Annotated in this window: 16 protein-coding genes; 9 read left to right on the top strand and 7 right to left on the bottom strand. The window is 54.0% G+C overall.

Annotated features, from left to right (window positions below; genetic code table 11):
• Positions 1-4: 4 nt before the first annotated feature.
• A complete protein-coding gene (locus ABJV08_RS00265; protein ID WP_348040053.1) occupies positions 5-1,528 on the bottom strand; it encodes a carboxyl transferase domain-containing protein in 1,524 nt (507 codons plus the stop codon).
• 86 nt (positions 1,529-1,614) lie between these two features.
• Between ABJV08_RS00265 and ABJV08_RS00260 the strand changes: the two genes are divergently transcribed.
• From ABJV08_RS00260 to ABJV08_RS00245, 4 genes are all read left to right on the top strand, one after another.
• A complete protein-coding gene (locus tag ABJV08_RS00260; RefSeq protein ID WP_348040052.1) occupies positions 1,615-1,809 on the top strand; it encodes a hypothetical protein in 195 nt (64 codons plus the stop codon).
• Positions 1,806-2,696, top strand: a complete 891-nt coding sequence (locus ABJV08_RS00255; RefSeq protein WP_348040051.1) for a fatty acid desaturase — start codon at positions 1,806-1,808, stop codon at positions 2,694-2,696. The genes ABJV08_RS00260 and ABJV08_RS00255 overlap by 4 nt, the downstream gene beginning before the upstream one ends.
• 372 nt (positions 2,697-3,068) lie before the next feature.
• A complete protein-coding gene (locus ABJV08_RS00250) occupies positions 3,069-4,019 on the top strand; it encodes an RICIN domain-containing protein (protein ID WP_348040050.1) in 951 nt (316 codons plus the stop codon).
• On the top strand, positions 4,019-4,999 hold the full coding sequence (locus ABJV08_RS00245; RefSeq protein WP_348040049.1) for an SH3 domain-containing protein: 981 nt from the start codon (positions 4,019-4,021) through the stop codon (positions 4,997-4,999). Before ABJV08_RS00250 ends, ABJV08_RS00245 begins: the two co-directional genes overlap by 1 nt.
• 31 nt (positions 5,000-5,030) lie before the next feature.
• On the opposite strand, the gene ABJV08_RS00240 is transcribed toward ABJV08_RS00245, so the two are convergent.
• Positions 5,031-5,684, bottom strand: a complete 654-nt coding sequence (locus tag ABJV08_RS00240) for a response regulator transcription factor (RefSeq protein WP_348040211.1) — start codon at positions 5,682-5,684, stop codon at positions 5,031-5,033.
• 137 nt (positions 5,685-5,821) lie between these two features.
• Here ABJV08_RS00240 and ABJV08_RS00235 point away from each other — a divergent pair, with 137 nt between their 5' ends.
• The 3 genes from ABJV08_RS00235 (at position 5,822) to ABJV08_RS00225 (ending at position 10,518) form a co-directional block, all read left to right on the top strand.
• The gene (locus ABJV08_RS00235; protein WP_348040048.1) at positions 5,822-7,705 is read left to right on the top strand and encodes a HAMP domain-containing sensor histidine kinase; all 1,884 of its coding nucleotides are present in this window, start codon (positions 5,822-5,824) and stop codon (positions 7,703-7,705) included.
• A gap of 118 nt (positions 7,706-7,823) precedes the next feature.
• Entirely contained in the window at positions 7,824-9,566 is a 1,743-nt protein-coding gene (locus tag ABJV08_RS00230) for a hypothetical protein (protein ID WP_348040047.1), read from the top strand.
• Positions 9,567-9,648: 82 nt separating this feature from the next.
• Positions 9,649-10,518: a hypothetical protein gene (locus tag ABJV08_RS00225; RefSeq protein ID WP_348040046.1), complete on the top strand. Its 870-nt coding sequence runs from the start codon at positions 9,649-9,651 to the stop codon at positions 10,516-10,518.
• 139 nt (positions 10,519-10,657) lie between these two features.
• On the opposite strand, the gene ABJV08_RS00220 is transcribed toward ABJV08_RS00225, so the two are convergent.
• Genes ABJV08_RS00220 through ABJV08_RS00210 form a run of 3 tightly spaced genes read right to left on the bottom strand, consistent with a single transcriptional unit; the run spans position 10,658 to position 13,460 of the window.
• Positions 10,658-10,885, bottom strand: coding sequence for a DUF2783 domain-containing protein (locus ABJV08_RS00220; protein ID WP_348040045.1), 228 nt, complete (start codon positions 10,883-10,885; stop codon positions 10,658-10,660).
• The gene (locus ABJV08_RS00215) at positions 10,885-12,489 is read right to left on the bottom strand and encodes an FAD-dependent oxidoreductase (protein WP_348040044.1); all 1,605 of its coding nucleotides are present in this window, start codon (positions 12,487-12,489) and stop codon (positions 10,885-10,887) included. The genes ABJV08_RS00220 and ABJV08_RS00215 overlap by 1 nt, the downstream gene beginning before the upstream one ends.
• 11 nt (positions 12,490-12,500) lie before the next feature.
• Complete coding sequence (locus ABJV08_RS00210) at positions 12,501-13,460, bottom strand: MBL fold metallo-hydrolase (protein WP_348040043.1); 960 nt, start codon at positions 13,458-13,460, stop codon at positions 12,501-12,503.
• A gap of 135 nt (positions 13,461-13,595) precedes the next feature.
• On the opposite strand from ABJV08_RS00210, the gene ABJV08_RS00205 reads away from it, so the two are divergent.
• Positions 13,596-14,339, top strand: coding sequence for a LuxR C-terminal-related transcriptional regulator (locus ABJV08_RS00205; protein WP_348040042.1), 744 nt, complete (start codon positions 13,596-13,598; stop codon positions 14,337-14,339).
• A gap of 156 nt (positions 14,340-14,495) precedes the next feature.
• Entirely contained in the window at positions 14,496-15,119 is a 624-nt protein-coding gene (locus ABJV08_RS00200) for a VOC family protein (RefSeq protein WP_348116072.1), read from the top strand.
• A 95-nt stretch (positions 15,120-15,214) separates the two neighbouring features.
• Here ABJV08_RS00200 and ABJV08_RS00195 read toward each other — a convergent pair whose 3' ends face one another.
• Positions 15,215-15,442: a hypothetical protein gene (locus tag ABJV08_RS00195; protein ID WP_348040040.1), complete on the bottom strand. Its 228-nt coding sequence runs from the start codon at positions 15,440-15,442 to the stop codon at positions 15,215-15,217.
• A gap of 93 nt (positions 15,443-15,535) precedes the next feature.
• Entirely contained in the window at positions 15,536-16,444 is a 909-nt protein-coding gene (locus ABJV08_RS00190) for an alpha/beta hydrolase (protein WP_348040039.1), read from the bottom strand.
• Positions 16,445-16,474: the final 30 nt, after the last annotated feature.

The raw sequence follows: 16,474 nt of genomic DNA, 5'->3' as shown, positions 1-16,474 counted from the left end.
GTGGTCAATATGCGCCAAGTTTGCTCCATGCCAGATCGGCAAATTCGCACAAGAGTGGCCTTGTTTCACGCGGGTCGATGATGTCCTCCACGCTAAACTGCTCGGCGGTGCGGAAAGGCGAAGTGACCTTGTCGAGCTTGGCCTTGATTTCGGCAAGTCTGGCTGCGGGATCGTCTGCGGCCTCGATATCCGATTTATAGGCGACCTCCAGACCACCGGCGATTGGCAATGAACCCCAGTCCCCCGACGGCCATGCAAAGCGATATTGAAAATTCTCCGCATTGCTCATCGCGCTGCCGGCGATGCCATAAGCGCGGCGAACGATGATGCTGGCCCAAGGCACGGTCGCCTTATAGACGGCGTTCATCGCCTGTACGCCATAGCGGATCGTGCCGGTGCGCTCGGCTTCACCGCCGATCATGAAACCGGGGTTATCGACCAGATGAACGACCGGCAGGTGGAATTGTTCAGCAAGCTTGGCGAAGCGTTCGACCTTTTCCGATGACTTGGCTTCCCAGGAGCCGCCTAAAAAGCTGGGATCATTGGCCAACACCGCAACCGGCCAGCCGTCGAGCCGCGCAAAGGCGGTAATCGCCGCACGGCCCCATCGCTTGCCCATTTCAAATACAGAGCCTTCATCGAAGACCGAGTCCATGATCTTCCGCATCGAATAGACCTGCTTGTCAGCGCGCGGGACGGCGGTGAGCAGGCTTTCGTCCTTGCGGTCCACGGGGTCCCAATTCTCGGCGCGGCTGGATAGCTGATTCACATTGCTGGGCAGGTAGGACAGGAATTTGCGCGCGGTGGCAAAGGCTTCCGCTTCGCTGGCGACCTCTTCATCGACCACGCCGTTGGTGGTGTGAATGTCCGACCCACCCAATTGTTCCTTGCTAAGATCATCACCGATGGCAGCGGCCACGGCGGGACCCGCAGCAAAAATCTGGGAAAGCCCCTTCACCATGATGGAATAGTGACTGGCCACGGTCCGTGCTGCGCCCATGCCCGCCGTCGGACCAAGCGCTAGGGCTACGACCGGTACCGTGTCCTGATTCTTGATAATGTCTTCCCAGCCGGGAACGGCCGGTACATAGGTGAAGCCCATATCTTCAAGCGATTTAACCGAGCCACCACCGCCAGTGCCGTCGATCATCCGGATCATCGGGATGCCGAGCGTATGCGCCATTTTCTCACATTGGGTAAACTTGCGGTGGAGCGCTGCATCGGCGGCGCCGCCGCGGACTGTGAAATCATCGGCGGAGGCAACAACCGGACGCCCTTCAATATTGGCGCGGCCAAAAATCAAGTTGCTCGGGGCAAAATCCTCGAAGGTTCCGTCCTCAGCATAGGTTCCACGCCCGGCAATTTTGCCGATCTCGCGAAAGCTGTCTTCATCGACGATTCCCGCAATGCGGGCCCGCGCATCCAGCTTGCCTCGGCCGTGCTGGCGAGAGACTTTTTCCTCGCCGCCCATTTTTTCGGCCAATCTTTGGCGTTCAGCGAGTTCTTCGAGTTCGGGTTTCCATGTCATCGGACGACCTTAACTGCCCCCTTAAAAAAGGCAAACTTGGAATTACTGACATTGGTGTATATAAACCTCTCTCAAGAGGAGACGGCATGGAAAAAATTCTGACTGCGGTTCTCAATTTTTTACCGCTGATCTTTGCCTTTGGCTTCGTTGTGCCGGTCATGGCTCAACTCATGAGTGTGGCGGATATTTCCGCTCCCTTCGGTCTCTCGACAATTGTCTTTGCTCTGATTGCTGGCGGTCTCTGGGGTCTGTTCGCGCAAATCAAGGGGCGGTGGATATGACCGCCGCGACCGGAGACATCCTGTCCGCTGACCTGTCGAGCCTCTCAGACGCGCAGTTGATGAAACTGGAACGTCAGATCGCCAAGAAACATTCCGGCATGTTTCCCTGGCTGATGGTGATTTGGGCCTTTGGCAATTTGCTGTGCTGGCTGGCCGTGTGGCCTTTGGTGCTGCTGGATATCATGCCGCTCTGGCTCGGTTTCATTGTCGCGACGATCAACATGTCAATGGTCTATCTGCCGACCCATGACGCCCAGCATGACATTATCGCAAGGCCCGGACAAAAGCTTCGTTGGCTTAATGAATGGGTCGGCCATGCAACATCATGGATGATCATATTGCCGTTCGAGGTCTTGCGGGTGACTCATCTGGACCACCATCGCCACGCCAATGACCCGGAGCTGGACCCAGATTACACAAGCCACGCAGCGGGGCCTTGGGCGGCGCTATGGCGAACGGTGAAGGAACGCCAGCCCAAGGGACAGCGCCAGAATGATTATCTGGCCTCGCTTGAGCGTCATGACCGACAAGGGCTGATATTGCTGACCCTCGCCTACAAGCTCGGTTTTTTCGCGATCCTGTTCACATTGGCCTGGACGGGATTTGCGTTGGAAGCCTTTTTCCTCTGGTGGCTTCCGCTTCAAATTGCGATGACCTATCTGGTCTTCTACCTGTCCTGGGCGCCCCACCATCCGGGCACGGCGCGGGGGCGCTATACAGAAACGCGCAGCTGGAAGTCGGCGATCGGCAATATCGGGTCGATGGGCATGCAATTTCACATCGTCCATCACCTGCACCCCTATATTCCCCTTGACCGAACACCCGCCGCCTATCGCGAAATGCGGCCGTTGCTGGTGGCAAGAGGATGTGAGCTGGGGGACAATTAGAGGGCGTCGGGAAGAGGCTATGCACTTTCGTAACTATGACTGCCTGATTGTGGCTGCAATATCCCGAAAGCGGGCGTTAGCTTGGACCGTTTCAAATTACGGCAACTGGGCCGTTAGCAGACAGTCTGGTTCTGACCGCCTCGGGCGCAGAAAGGGAATTAAGCTGGGTATTTATTAGGTTCCGGTCGCGCGATCAGCTTTTGTTCGAGAATGACAGCTAAGCTCAAGCCAAGCCTGACATATCCAAAATGGCATGCGGGCTATAGAAGAATCCCTGTTGCAATATCTTGTCGCTGGGATTTGGGGGATAGACCCCATTTTCTGCTGGACCTGTATCAGGCAATACAAGCTTCAATCTCGGGAGTTTGATTGATGATATTTGCAAAAAAAAGCGGGCGTGGGTTCGGGTTTTGTCTTGGATTGTTTCTTCTGCTTGCCCTTCTGATTGGCCAAGCAGGCCCCGCCATGGCGCAGGATGGCCGTCCATTGGCGGATCTGGTTCAAATTGATGAAGTAGACCCCGAGCAACCACTCCCGATCGATGGTATCTGGCGACTTCGCGAGTTGAACAAGCAAGTTGCTATCGAGAATGGCCATGTGTTCGCTCTGGAGGGTTGGATGCATTTGTTTGTTTGGGTGGTGGAACCCGGCATGGTCACATCTACCAAGTTGCGTCAAACCGACCGGCAAAAGCTGACGGCCTATGACGCGTTGTTGAAGCGCCAAATGGAATGGACCGTTCGGGAAGATGGTACGATTTTCGCCTCCGGTGGCGAAGGGTTGCTTGCACCGAAATTCTCGCTTGAACCCGTCGAACTTTCTTATCCGGAGGCGTTCGAAGCGGTTCGACTGGGGCATGAATTGCTGCTCACGCCCGATGGTTTCGCCCTTGCCGATAGGCCAGATCCGCTTGATGTTGACCTTGAAATCACTGGTCCGGTGACCAGCGCAGACGGCATGTGCCTGGACCTGAATGGTTCCGACGTCGGCAAGCAAGGTGGCCGGATCCAGGTCTGGAAGTGCCTTGGCAGCGAGAACCAGCGGTTTATCTTTTTGCCCGATAATGGGCTATTGGTCGCCGCCAGCGGCATGTGCCTGGAGGCCGTCGGCCCCGACAATGGAGCCCCTGTTCGCGCCTTTGGCTGCGATGGCAAAGAGACGCAAATATGGGAAACTCGAGAGACTTCTGAGGGGGGTATAGCCTTTGTCCATAAGGCCACCGGACACTGCCTCGACGCCCACGGTCCTGAATCAAAACGTAACGGCGGAAGAATTCAGATCTGGGACTGTTTCTATGGCAACAATCAGCGGTGGAGTATGTGATGTTGAACCGTTTTACAGGCCTTGTTGCAGCGGTCATTCTATGCGGTGCGAACGTGGCTGTAGCACCCGTCAGTGCAGGATCGAAACACCGACCGATAGAATTGGTCCAGTGCAAGGATACGCTGGGCACGATTGCCGTTATCGAAGGAGAGGCCCGCAGCTGGGTCGACAAGAATCTGGGTAGCCCTAAAGCGATTATCGAGGCCCTGATCAATCAATCAGGCTGCTTTACTCTTTATGACCCCAATAGCGCACAAGCGGCAAATTATCTGCTGACTGTCGTAGCCGGAGATAGGTTTGAAGTCGCAAAAGCGACCAATTTGAACAGCGCGGGATTCGCCAATGCCGCTGCGCTTGCGCAGAACAGCAGTTATCGCAGCGGGATGGGAACCGCTGGCGATATTGCAGGGGTGGTTCCTCTCGCCGGAGCTGTTGTAAACGGCCTGGCGGGGATGGTCGGGATTGGTAAGAAGAACACCGTGGTCACCGGCCTGACATTGATTGCAACCTCGCAAAACAGCGCTATCGCTGCCGGAACCGGACTGGTTCAAAAGACCAAACTCAAATTTCACGACGATGAGGATGATGCCATGGCACAAATGCCCGAAGGCTATTGGATGCGCGGTGTTGAAACAGCATCCGCAGAACTGCGCTATACCAAGAAGGAATCCGGACGGGAAATGGTTCAGAGCTTTGTCATCGCCTATAACAACATGGTCCGGCAGGCCAGGGCTCTTGGGGTAGGACAAAAGCTAGACGAACAAATTGAAGAGACTTCAACAGTTGAAGAAGAGCCAACCCCCGTACTCGCGGCGGCAGATTCCTTTCTGTATCTGGAGCCATCGCGCGAGGCGGAAACTATCCGAGCAATCCGCCCCGGTGTTGCGCTAATACCAATAGGAGAGTTGGACGGCATTTTTCTACCGGTCAAAGACGCTTATGGTGTGTTGGGCTGGGTCAGTGTCGAAGATCTGCAATAGGTTTTTTGTGCACTGGTCGTCAGATTTTGTCTTAAGAAACGCTGGGGTCCACCAGCCCTTCCCGCAGCGCATAAGCGATCAGTTCCGCCGCCGATCGGGCATTGGCTTTGTGCATCACATTGGTGCGATGACGATCAACGGTCTTCACGCTGATTCCAAGGGTTTCTCCAATTTCGCGATTGGTTTGCCCGGAAACCACCAGATTCAAGATTTGGCGTTCGCGGGCCGTCAATGGTTCGACTTCGCCGGCAGCCTCAAGCATTTGCGAAAAACGAGAACAGATAATGCGCGCGCCTTCCATGATTTTTGGGATCGCATCTGCCAGCTCATCCATCTCATCGGATTTGCAAAACACGCCGTCCGCTCCGGCCTCAACAAGTTCGGCTATTTTTCCGCTCGCCTGAACTGCCGTAAACACTATGACTTTGGTGTCAGGCGACCATCGCCGGGCTTCAATCAAAACTTCCGTCCCGCCCGCATGCGGCATGGTCACGTCCAGCATCAGAAGGTTAGGTTGATGCTTGCGCATGGCACCAATCGCGCGGATTCCATCCGACACCTTATCGCAAATGGTAAAATTATATCCATCAAGCGAGTCCGCATTATAAAGCAGTTGGGACAGCGCATCTCGCACTATTGCGTGATCATCTGCGATTATAGCAGTGCGATTGCGATCAAAGCTCATCTTATCCAAGCCAGCATATCCCACACCCCCTTCTGCCGATCGGAAAGATGTGTAAACATAACATGATGTCAAGTCAGCATATAATATGGCGAGCGTTCGCATTATGGATCATTTTGTGCGCAGTCCATGCTGCCCCAATGCCCGTTTTTGCACAACCTTCCGATATCGACCCCGTCATTGTCCATGAAGGACAGCCGACCGAACAGGTGGAAGGCAAGGCGCTGTATTTTTCTAACACCCACGAGCAAACCGTCGATGTCAAAGAGGCGTTGGCTGCTTATAAAAATGGCAAATTCTCGACCTCGTTTCGTCCGCAAAGATCGGAAGTCAAAGAGATACGCGATCTTTGGATTGCTCTCCCGATCAAGGCTGCGTCCTCCAACGAGGGATCTATTCGTCGTAGCATTGGCCTCGGCGGAATTTTCTATGTTGTGCCTGAGATTTATATTGCGCGGCAAGCTCGTGACTCAGAGAAAATTCTTGGGGGTTTGACGAGCACGCGCGGTGAGCTGTTGCCGCGCAAGCTGACTTATCTCCATTCGGCAAGCTTTGAGTTGGATCCCAGTCAATCGGAACTGATATTGATCAATCTCGCCGGGATAGATCGTCCATCAATCGGTTTGTTTCGTGAGGGCGAACTGGGCCGAAATCAGATTATCGGAACGCTCCTGAAAGCCGGAGTGATCATAACTTTTCTGGCGGTTGGCATTTCACTTATCATTCTTGGGATATTGGCCAGAAGATGGGTGACCATATTGATTGCCGTCGGGTTTTCACTGGCTGCCATTCAAAGTGATGTTTCGTTGTTTACAACCATATTGGCCAATGATTTTGAGCAGGCCCGTCTCGTATGGCGCAGCTGCATCACATTTGTGTCATGTTCACTGACAGCCATCATTTTTACGGCTTTTTGGGAAAAAATCGCCGCGGCGACCAGCCGAGTTGCTCAGGCCTTTATGATTTTACTACCATTGGCGGGCTTAGGCTTACTTTTCTGGTATCGACTGGATTCAGAGCTGGTCGCGGTATTCTACTTTCTTGTCCTCGGATTGATTGCGGTCATCGCGTTCCGGCTGGAGACGACGAGAAGGCTGAGATGGATCGCGGTTGCCGCCATAATGATTGGCTCGGTCGCGATAATATTGGTCGAACCAGCTCTGGTCGGCACGGTCGTCCCCGAGCTATTTTCAAATTTCGTCAGAGACATGATGCGACTGATCATCGCGGCGACTTTGCTGGTGATTGTAATTGTCGATATCCAGCGCAATCTGAAAGAACGCGACCGGTTGACCCACGAACGTATTGATGCCCTGAAAGCGCAGTCCGAGTCTGATCGCCGGCTCCTGGTGACAGAACGTCGCTACGCCCGTGCACGCGATACCGCCCGGATGCGCAAACAGCAGCTTGCCTCTGCCAGCCATGATATCCGCCAACCCCTGATGGGACTGCGTGCCGCAATCCGCGAAGAAGCTGATAAGCTTTCTCAGGGGCTGCAGGGGCGGCTTGGTGAGGCCATCGACTATCTGGAGGAGTTAACGCACGAATATAGCGACCGTGATCAGTCAGCGATGGCGTTGCATGAGATCGAGGAGGACGCCTATTCGCTCGAACTAATCGTAGAGACGGTCGATGATATGTTCAGCGGGGAAGCGGCCAAGCTGGGCATCTCGCTTGAAACACATTGCGCTCCATGTCGCACCCAGCTGCCAGCGCTAGCTTTGATCCGGGCGACAAGCAATCTAGTCGCAAATGCTCTGCGCCATGCCGATGCAGAACATGTCACGCTTGCAGTTTTGCATGAGGAACACTGCATCATCGAAGTATCGGATGACGGCTGCGGCATGGATGCTGAACAATTGGAGAAAGCGCAGCAGCGCGGAACAAAAAACGAAGATTCGCAGGGTGATGGACTGGGGCTTGCCATTGTTCACGAACTGGCAGCACGCCATGGATTTGAGATTTTAATAACATCAAAAGTAGGTCACGGAACGACCGCCCGGATCATTTTGGCGGCCGCCTGATTTTCCCATCCTGACAATTGGGGTATTCACCTCATTCTAGACTTATCGTGGCTCGGCTACACAAAATGCCAAGGGACCCCATTTGGCGGGCCGTTACGAAGGATCTAGGAGCAGGACTATGAAAATTTCAAAGATGTTTTGGGGATTGGGCGCCTCCGCCCTGGCGATGTCGATGGCTTCAACGCCCATACTCGCGCAGACTTCTCAAGGGGCCCAACAGTCGTCCAGCACAGCGGCTGATGATGAGTTGAGCGACGAAGAAAAAACACAAATTGGTTTGATTGTCGGCGGCGGCGCTTTGGCGGCAGCTGGAACAAAGCTGCATTCAGACCCCAAGCCAAAAATGCGCAAGATTTCCAAGGCGGAGATGAATCGCTTTTCAAAGACCTCTCAATCAAACGCAAGCCAATCACGTCCAACCAGCCTCAAACAGTTGAAGCAGCGCGGTGAGGCAGCGCGCGCCGCGCGTGCAAACAGAATTGCAGGGTCAGCCGACGATATGGCAAAGCTAGAGCGCCGCGGCAATGCGGCAAAGGCCGCGCGTCAGGCGAAGGCAACACCGCGCGTTCGGCCGTCCAATATAGCCAATTCTGACCTCGGGCGCGTAGTTAAGAACGGTCAGAATGCGCAGCGCGTTCGCACGAACCGGGTTGCTGGTTCAGCCGATAATCTGGCAGAGCTGGAGCGTCGCGGAAACGCCGCGAAAGGTGCACGTCAGGTAAAGACCGCGCCCCGTGCTCGCCCGGCCAATATCTCAAATTCCCATCTTGGGCGCGCGATAGAGAAGGGCGAAGTTGCGCAGCGTGCCCGCGTCAATCGGGTCGCCGGTTCAGCTGATGATCTCACTGAACTGAATCGTCGCGGAAACGCCGCGAAAAATGCAAGGCTGAATAAAACCACTGCTCCTCGCAAGGGTAACGGCATGAAGGTCACCTTCCGGGATCAAGTTCGGGCAAAACCAGCGCCGGCAAAGCTTTCAACCAAAGGGGCCGACGGCTTCGGGCGGAAGCTAATTAATCCCAAAGGTGCAAATGCGGATATTGCGCGTCTGGTCTCCAAGGGTGACGCCGCACAGGCGGCTCGCGGTAGAATCGTCAATGAGGGACAGGTGGTTCGCAATGTTGCCAACAAGGGCGGCGACATCTCGAAACTGAACAAGGCGGGCCGCTCTGCCCAGGTCGCTCGCGGTGCTGGGGGTTTGAAAGCAGCGTCTAAAGCGACTGATGCTGCCAAGATGGCGAAAACCGCAAAACTTGCCAAGGCTGCTAAAACCGGAGCGACGGCAGCGAAAATCGGCAAAGGCGGACGTGCTGCACTCGCCGGTACCGGCGTCGGAGCAGTGGTCGTTGCAGCGGAATTCGTCGGCACCGAAGGCGTGAAAGCACTAACCGGCGCCGAGGTGCAGGATCCGATCAGCACCGGCTTTCAATATGGAGCGGCAATTTTTGACAAGGACGTCTCCCTGCGCGATGTCGCTGCACAGCGACGGGCACATCACCGCGAGAATTTCCGGAAAATTGGTGAGACCTTCACAACCAAAGGCAAGCTGAAAGAAAATCTGAGTGCCTACGGTCAGGAAACGGGTACCAAATTGAGGAATACTGCTGTTAAGGTCGATCGATTTGATCGCAATGTTCGTGCTGGAATCAAGGACAAAACCGGCCTGACGTTGGAACGCGGGAGTGATGTCAGAAAGCGCTACGGAGCGGCGGCAACGAGCAAAAAGCCGGTAAAGGCTGTTGCTGAAGTCGCAAAAGGTCGAGCCGAGCACCACATCAACAATGCTAAAGCCGTAGGCAAAAAAACGAAATGCGGCTTCGGCAATCTATTCCGGTCAAAAAAGAAAGACAAGAAGTGCTGAATTCCGAGCGCGTTTCTTCCGGAATAGTCTTATGAAAAACTGCTTTCTCAACAGAGGCGCCATTTTGATCCTCTTTTTTGCAATGGCGACATGGACCACGCCGGTACAGGCCCAGATGTCGGCCTTTTTGCCCATGAAGGAGAAGGTTGCTGCAAGCGAACCGAGCGAGGTTGATGGCACCTACCGGATTTCGAGCATCAACAAACGCATCACCATCGCCAATGGCCGTGCCTATGCAATTGATCCCTGGGTCCATGCGCTGGTATTGCAGGTAAAGCCCAATATGGTGGTGATGCGGAATTTTCGACAGACTGCGCCCAATCGTTTCATTGCTGATGATCTGCCACTATTAGGTAAGGCGGCATTTGTTCGTCAGGCTGACGGTGTGCTCGACGTCAAAGTGGCCGGCGCGTTAGGTCCGGTGCGCTACAAGCTAATCCCGGTCGATTATGTTGACAATCCCGTGGTCGATGACGTCCCGGCGGACGATACTCCAATAACCCCAGAACAGGACCGTGAGTATCATCTTTATGTCAATGTCATATCATGCGACGGGACTGCACTGCTGAGGAAGCGATATCGCGGATATTATTCTATCAGTGTGACCGATGCTGAAGGAAATGAAATCCGTTCCGGCAATCGCAACTTCGATGTCCGTTGCACCAAAAAGGGCTCCCGAAGGCAAGCACTGATCCACGATGCAAATGGAAAAGGATCGCTTAGAATCGTCGTTCCGCCAGGGCAGGATGGGTTTTCCAATTTGGTGATCTACACAACCCTTAACGATCTGCTCGGGCCATTGGATCTCAAGAACGACAAAAGCAGCCTGTTGCTCAAAGCAAAAAATTTGCGACGCGATCTCAATCCCGGAGAATCAATAGAAAATGTAGAGCGTATCGCCAGCGGAAAGGCGCAACTGCTTTTCCGCGTGCAGTTAAAACGTGTGAGATGAGCACCGCAAGAAATGGCAAGGCTGTCAACGGCTATCCGCCTAAACCTGTCAAATGGTCGGTGGGTCATTATGTCCGCAATATCCCGAGAGCGGGCAAAAGACCGGACTGATCGGCGCACATGCAAAACAGCCCGAATTTCTATCCATCATTCTTTTGGTTCGGATGGCTTTCTTCACTGTTGATTTTGATCTTGTCCATAAGGTCGATCACAATGTCTGGATCTCCGACCTGATTGATCAGTGTGATGATCAACTTGGCGTTTAATATGCGGCTTTCTTCGTCGGATAACCCATCGTGCAAAAGGACAAGCTTTTCATATATATCATCATGCCGGTTGAGTTTGATTTCAGTTGAAGCTTTGGTCATCATCCGTTCCCGATCGCGCGTTGATAGGCGGCATCAATGGCGCCCGCCGATGCGTTTTTCCAGCGGGCCGCAACGACCTGGTCGGGTCGCACAAGATAGGTGGCTCCAGCCAAGGCGTCATAGCGTTCCGCCGCCAGCGGACTGCTCTTTTCGATGATGATCGGCAGCGCGCTCTCGGGTGGATTGTCGCCGAAATGAAGCAATCTGAACTGGTCCCCCAATTGTTCCAGCAACCAGCCACTTTTTCCGCCCTCCATGATCGGTGAATCGATGCAAGGACAGCCCGGCTTCGGACCGTCTCGCCAGTCGTCAACATCGCTCGTTGAAAGCGGACTGTCCCTGTAAGGGGTCGGCGTCGATAGACGTCCGGAATTGATGAACGGACGAGCAAATTCATAGTCGTGCGACAGTGCCAGAACCGCATCGCGAAACGCTCTGGATTGATCATTTTTCGGAGTCATGAAATCGGTCGAACGCGTGCTGTTCATGATATTCTCGTCCGCCCCCATCACCCGTTCGAAATTATAGCTTTCCAGCAACGCCTTCGGGGCTTCATTGCGCAACAGCTTGTCCAGCTTCCACGCGATATTTTCCGCGTCTGCGAAACCCCCATTGGCCCCGCGCGCGCCAAAGGGGGACAGCAGATGCGCGCTATCGCCGACGAAGATCACCGGGCCATGGACAAAGCGATCCATGCGGCGGCACTGAAAACTGTAGACCGAATACCATTCCTGCTCGAACTGCACCCTGTCACCCAGCATGCCCCGCACATAGGGTTCGACATTTTCCGGCTTGATGACCGCGGCGCGATCGATATCCGGACCGAGCTGGAAGTCCAGCCGCCAGACATGGTCGGGCTGTTTGTGCAGCAAGGCCGTGCCCCCGGGGCAGAAGGGTGGATCAAACCAGAACCAGCGTTCGCTGGGCCGCTGGTCCGCATCCGCACCGGTAAATTTGATATCGGCGATCAGAAAATTATCTTCAAAGACCCGCCCGTCAAAGCTCAGTCCCATGGCTTTGCGGATCGTGGAATTGGAGCCGTCGCAGGCCAGCACATAGGCGGTCTCCATCTGGTAGGAGCCGGCATCGCTCGCAACATGCAGGGTCGCGCCCTCTGAATGCACGGCAATATCGGTGATGGCATTGCCCCAGCGGATATCGACATTGTCCATCGCTTCCAGCGCGTCGATCAAATATTCTTCCACATAATATTGCTGGATATTCACAAAGCCGGGGTTTTTCTGATGGCGAACCGGCAGCATATCAAATTGGTAAATCGGGTCCGGCTGATCCTTCCAGAACAGCTTTCCGACATTCCAGATCACGCCTTTTTCCAGCACCCGCTCGCCAACACCCAGCCGGTCCAATATGTCGAGACTCTGTTTCGCAAAGCAGATCGCCTTGGAACCCGACGCGATAAAGTCGAAAGCGGTGAGCAGCGTAACAGAATGGCCTTTGCGCGCCAAATCCAGGGCGGTTGCCAGACCGATCGGACCCGACCCGACAATGACAAAGGGATAGAGACCCTGATCGCCGCCGGCAATTTCCGGCGCGACCACCGCCTGCTTCTCCTTATATTTCGGGATGTCTGCAAATCTGGCCATGCATCAGCCCTTCAGTCTTGCAGCTGATCCCAGACTTCGCGGTCGCGTTCCATCGTCCAGATGCGCGGCCAGTCGAGACCGTCCAGCTCATCCCAGAGCCGCTGGACATTGAAGGGCAGACAATGTTCAAAGATCGGCCAATGCCCGAATTTCGGGGCCAGCGCCTTGTGGGTCGCCTCAAACGCATCTTTCAGACTGCCCCCATTGCCATGGGCCGCGCGGACATGGGTGATCATTCCGTTCAAAAATTCGCGGGTTTGCTCCACCGCTGCATCACAGGCATCATTGCCGATGGCGACCGCGCCGCGACCGCCGACAAGATTTTCAGACCGAAAGGCTTTGACATGATCGAGCGTATCGCTGGCCCAGTCCATATGGAAGGCGTCTCCGGTATAGAGCGCGGCTTGCGCCTCGACCAGATCACCGGCGAACAGGGTTTTCGACCGGTCATGCCAAACTACGATATCGCCAGCGGTATGACCGCGACCACAAAATTGCAGATCAAGATGCCCGCGATCCCCGCCCAGCTCGATCGTCATATGATCGTTGAACGTCAGATTGGGCCGCGTCAGACCGGGAATCTCTTCCGGTTCTTTGAACAGGCGAGGCATTCTGCCAAATTCGCTGTCCCAATCCTGCGTCCCACGTTCGTTGATCAACCGCAGCGTGGTATCGGACGTAATGATCGTTTCGGCATCAAAAGCGCTCGCACCCAAGACGCGCACCGCGTGATAGTGGGTCAGCACCAGATATTTGATCGGCTTATCAGTATGCTCGCGCAATTTGACCAGCCAGTCGCGGGCGGCGGCGGGGGTGGCCCGTGCCTCTATGCAGACCAGAAAATCCTCACCTTCAATGGCGCCAACATTGGGGTCGCCTTCCGCTGTCAGCGCGTACACGCCATCGCTCAGCACTTCCAATGTTTCGGTTTTTTCCGTTAGATCTTCCGAAGATGCAAAGGGTTTCGCCATCCGATATTCTCCTGCCCAATATGCGCCGCGTCCCATGGGGCCGGGATCGCGATCGCGTTTATAGCATCTGCTTATCGTTGATCCGGAGCGACGCCTTGTCTATAGTTCTATATACAAAGAGAGATGGGGATGGCCATGACGATTGCATTGGCTCCGCCGCTGGATGCTGAAATTGGGGCACAGCTGGTTGAAGCGGTCGGGACCGATGATTTCGGCCGGCTGTTGCTATCGATCGCCGGAGACATCGCCCATGTCGATGAACTGTTCGGCTATATTGTGGTCGACGGCAAAGAGCCGCGCTCCATCATATCAAACAGCCTGCTGGCCGGTGCCGATGAACGCGTCAAAAGCTATATGCACCATTTTTACAGGCATGATCCGGCGGTGCAACACATGGGCAAAATCAAAAAAGGCCATAGCTTCGTCCAGCGGATCGGCCTGAAAGACATCATCCCCTATGATTATCGCGAACATTGTTTCGCCAAACCGGGCTTTTCGGAAAAGCTCAGCTTTGGCTGGCGGGGTGCCGGCTATCTTCTGGTGCTCAGCTTTTACCGGATCGAATCCTCCGATCAGGAGGTTCTGGGAAAATTGGCAAGCCTTGCCAATCTAACGCTCGCGATCATGGTCAAACGCCATGCACCGATTGACAAGCAAAGCTTTGTCGACACGATGGAAAGGCGATTGCAACGCTCTTTCGCCGCCTTGACCCAGCGCGAACGGCAAGTCTGCGCCCGGTCCATCGCGGGCCATAGCGCCAAGAAAATCGGACTGGAACTGGGCCTCTCGGCAGGCTCTGTGCTCACCTATCGACAGCGGGCCTACCAAAGATTTGATTTTAATCGGGCGAGTGATTTTCTACCCGCACTGATCGATTAAAACCCATGGCTCTGTGGGTCGTGGCGCCATAAACGCCGCCCAATCCAATATCCAATCTATCACATCTCCATAAGCCGTTCGAAAACTATCCCCGCTGTGATTCCACCGACCGGTTGCCAATGCCTGTTATATCCCGAAAGCGGACATTGGCTTCTAGTGAACGAAGTTCTGGACTCATCAATTATGAACAGCATAATGCGCCTAATTGACATTCGGGCAATGCACAGAAGTTTTGAAGGTGGTATAAAGATGAAAACCCGTGGATACGGATTTTTTTGGGTTTTGTTGTTGGTGTTCATGTCATGTCTGACAGCTTGCAAGAGCGAGACGCTGTCTCAGGGTCCGGTGATCAGTGCGACCCAATCAATTCCGACTCAACAAACAAGAGCTTTTTTTGCGCTTACAGTCAAGGACATCGACTCGATGAGTGCCTGGTATCAGCAAATGCTGAAGGTAGAACAGATTGTGAAAGCCGATCGGCCAGCACCTGATGGCCCCGTAGTAATCTTAGGAAACAACCAACTGTTGATTGAAATGCAAATGCGGAGCGATGCTGTTGACCGGCACCTATATATGGATGGAAAAAAAGAAGCGCACCGTGCCTTTGGAGTTTTTAAGATTGGCTTTTTCGCCAATGACCTTGATGAATTGGCAAGATTCCTTGAAACCAAAGGAGCGAATTTCAATCATCCTATTGTCTCAACAGGCGCGCCGCTGCACCTACGGACTTTTGCTATGCGAGATCCTGAAGGAAACACAGTACAAGTATTTGGTGAGTAGGGGATATTTTTCCGAATGCTCTCAAAAAAGACCTACACTAATGGTTCGAGCCATCTGTCCGCTTTTGGGCCCAAAGCGGACATTAGAAATCGAAGCTAGTCCGTCTCGGATGCGATTGCTTCTAACTTGGCGATAGCTTGCCCAATCCCTTTTTCAAATTCGTTGTAGTCAAATTTTGAGACGACGCCCTGATCGTTGTAACTTAACAGATAAACTTTCCCGTTTTCTCTTAGGATCATTGCATCGTACTTATCATCGACCACAACTTCCGCCACCCAATTATCTAAGTCTGGAACAAAACTGGTGTTGACTTCGCATGCCATAGATTAATTGTTCTCGTTGTAATGGTATTGTCCGCAATATCCCGAAATCGGACGCTAGTATTAGCCATTTCTGGGCATGACAACAATTGCTGCTTAGTTTTCTAGAAAGTCCCGTATCAATGTAGCGACTTTGGCCGAATGTGTTCCGAATGTTCCCATTTTCCATGGCAAATTCACGACTTTCCCATTCCGAACCAAGTCTCGGGCGCGCTTGGTCATCGGGAACAGCACATCGTCCGGATTTAGAATCAACATGGGATGATTTGTCTGTGCCAAAGCCTCTGCAAAATTGTAATCAAAGGCTGCCGCATAACCCCATGATTGATGCATCGGATCCCGATTTGTCTCCCAAAAAAACAACCAAGCCTGCTCTTCGCTTAAATCCGATCGGTATTTGCGAAATCGCCGCCAGCGTTCAGGCACCTGATCCGCAGCGGCTTCCAAGCTGGATGCCTGCGAACGCGCAACGTCGGCCCTGATGTCAGCAAGCTCCTCCGGCGTAAACAGGAGCGCTGAATTGAGGACAATTTTCCGGACGAGGTCCGGTCTCTGGCGGGCCAGTTCCACCGCGGTCGCAGAACTGGTGTGACTGCCGAGCAGGTCGATCTTCTGCAGATTCATCGCATCCATCAAATCTCCCATAGCTCCAGCAAAATCAGCGATGCCGGATTGTTCGGAAGGGCGATCCGACAGGCCATATCCTGGCGTATCGGCTGCAATTGTAAGGCGATCTGAGCCCATTCTGGGCAGGAAATTCGTATAGGCCCGGCTTGAACCGGGGCTGGCGTGAAGACAGAGGAGGGGCGTTTTGCAGCTATCAACTGCGGGACGAACGGAACGAAAATGGACGGCGCCGGTCCGGCAACGATGATAACCAATTTCCGATTCTATGTGCAGGTCAGAAACCGGAACTGGCTTTGCCGAAATTTTGCGCGCGATGGTCACGCCTCCAGCAACCATCGCGAAGGCAAAGTGACGTCGATTGAGAAATGTTCGGGGCACGCTTTTTCCTATCTCCATTGCCGCTGCTTC

The sequence above is a fragment of the Parasphingorhabdus sp. genome (assembly GCF_039982395.1).
GTDB lineage: Bacteria > Pseudomonadota > Alphaproteobacteria > Sphingomonadales > Sphingomonadaceae > Parasphingorhabdus.
Note: the sequence above shows the minus strand (reverse complement) of the source record. Positions and strands in the feature narration are given on the sequence as shown.

Bases quoted from the DNA above. Each gene is read 5' to 3' on its own strand.
- ABJV08_RS00205 (WP_348040042.1), top strand. From the start codon at position 13,596: ATGACGATTGCATTGGCTCCGCCGCTGGATGCTGAAATTGGGGCACAG.
- ABJV08_RS00265 (WP_348040053.1), bottom strand. From the start codon at position 1,528: ATGACATGGAAACCCGAACTCGAAGAACTCGCTGAACGCCAAAGATTG.
- ABJV08_RS00235 (WP_348040048.1), top strand. From the start codon at position 5,822: ATGCCCGTTTTTGCACAACCTTCCGATATCGACCCCGTCATTGTCCAT.
- ABJV08_RS00240 (WP_348040211.1), bottom strand. From the start codon at position 5,684: ATGAGCTTTGATCGCAATCGCACTGCTATAATCGCAGATGATCACGCA.
- ABJV08_RS00255 (WP_348040051.1), top strand. From the start codon at position 1,806: ATGACCGCCGCGACCGGAGACATCCTGTCCGCTGACCTGTCGAGCCTC.
- ABJV08_RS00230 (WP_348040047.1), top strand. From the start codon at position 7,824: ATGAAAATTTCAAAGATGTTTTGGGGATTGGGCGCCTCCGCCCTGGCG.
- ABJV08_RS00250 (WP_348040050.1), top strand. From the start codon at position 3,069: ATGATATTTGCAAAAAAAAGCGGGCGTGGGTTCGGGTTTTGTCTTGGA.
- ABJV08_RS00260 (WP_348040052.1), top strand. From the start codon at position 1,615: ATGGAAAAAATTCTGACTGCGGTTCTCAATTTTTTACCGCTGATCTTT.
- ABJV08_RS00195 (WP_348040040.1), bottom strand. From the start codon at position 15,442: ATGGCATGCGAAGTCAACACCAGTTTTGTTCCAGACTTAGATAATTGG.
- ABJV08_RS00210 (WP_348040043.1), bottom strand. From the start codon at position 13,460: ATGGCGAAACCCTTTGCATCTTCGGAAGATCTAACGGAAAAAACCGAA.
- ABJV08_RS00245 (WP_348040049.1), top strand. From the start codon at position 4,019: ATGTTGAACCGTTTTACAGGCCTTGTTGCAGCGGTCATTCTATGCGGT.
- ABJV08_RS00215 (WP_348040044.1), bottom strand. From the start codon at position 12,489: ATGGCCAGATTTGCAGACATCCCGAAATATAAGGAGAAGCAGGCGGTG.
- ABJV08_RS00225 (WP_348040046.1), top strand. From the start codon at position 9,649: ATGGCGACATGGACCACGCCGGTACAGGCCCAGATGTCGGCCTTTTTG.
- ABJV08_RS00220 (WP_348040045.1), bottom strand. From the start codon at position 10,885: ATGACCAAAGCTTCAACTGAAATCAAACTCAACCGGCATGATGATATA.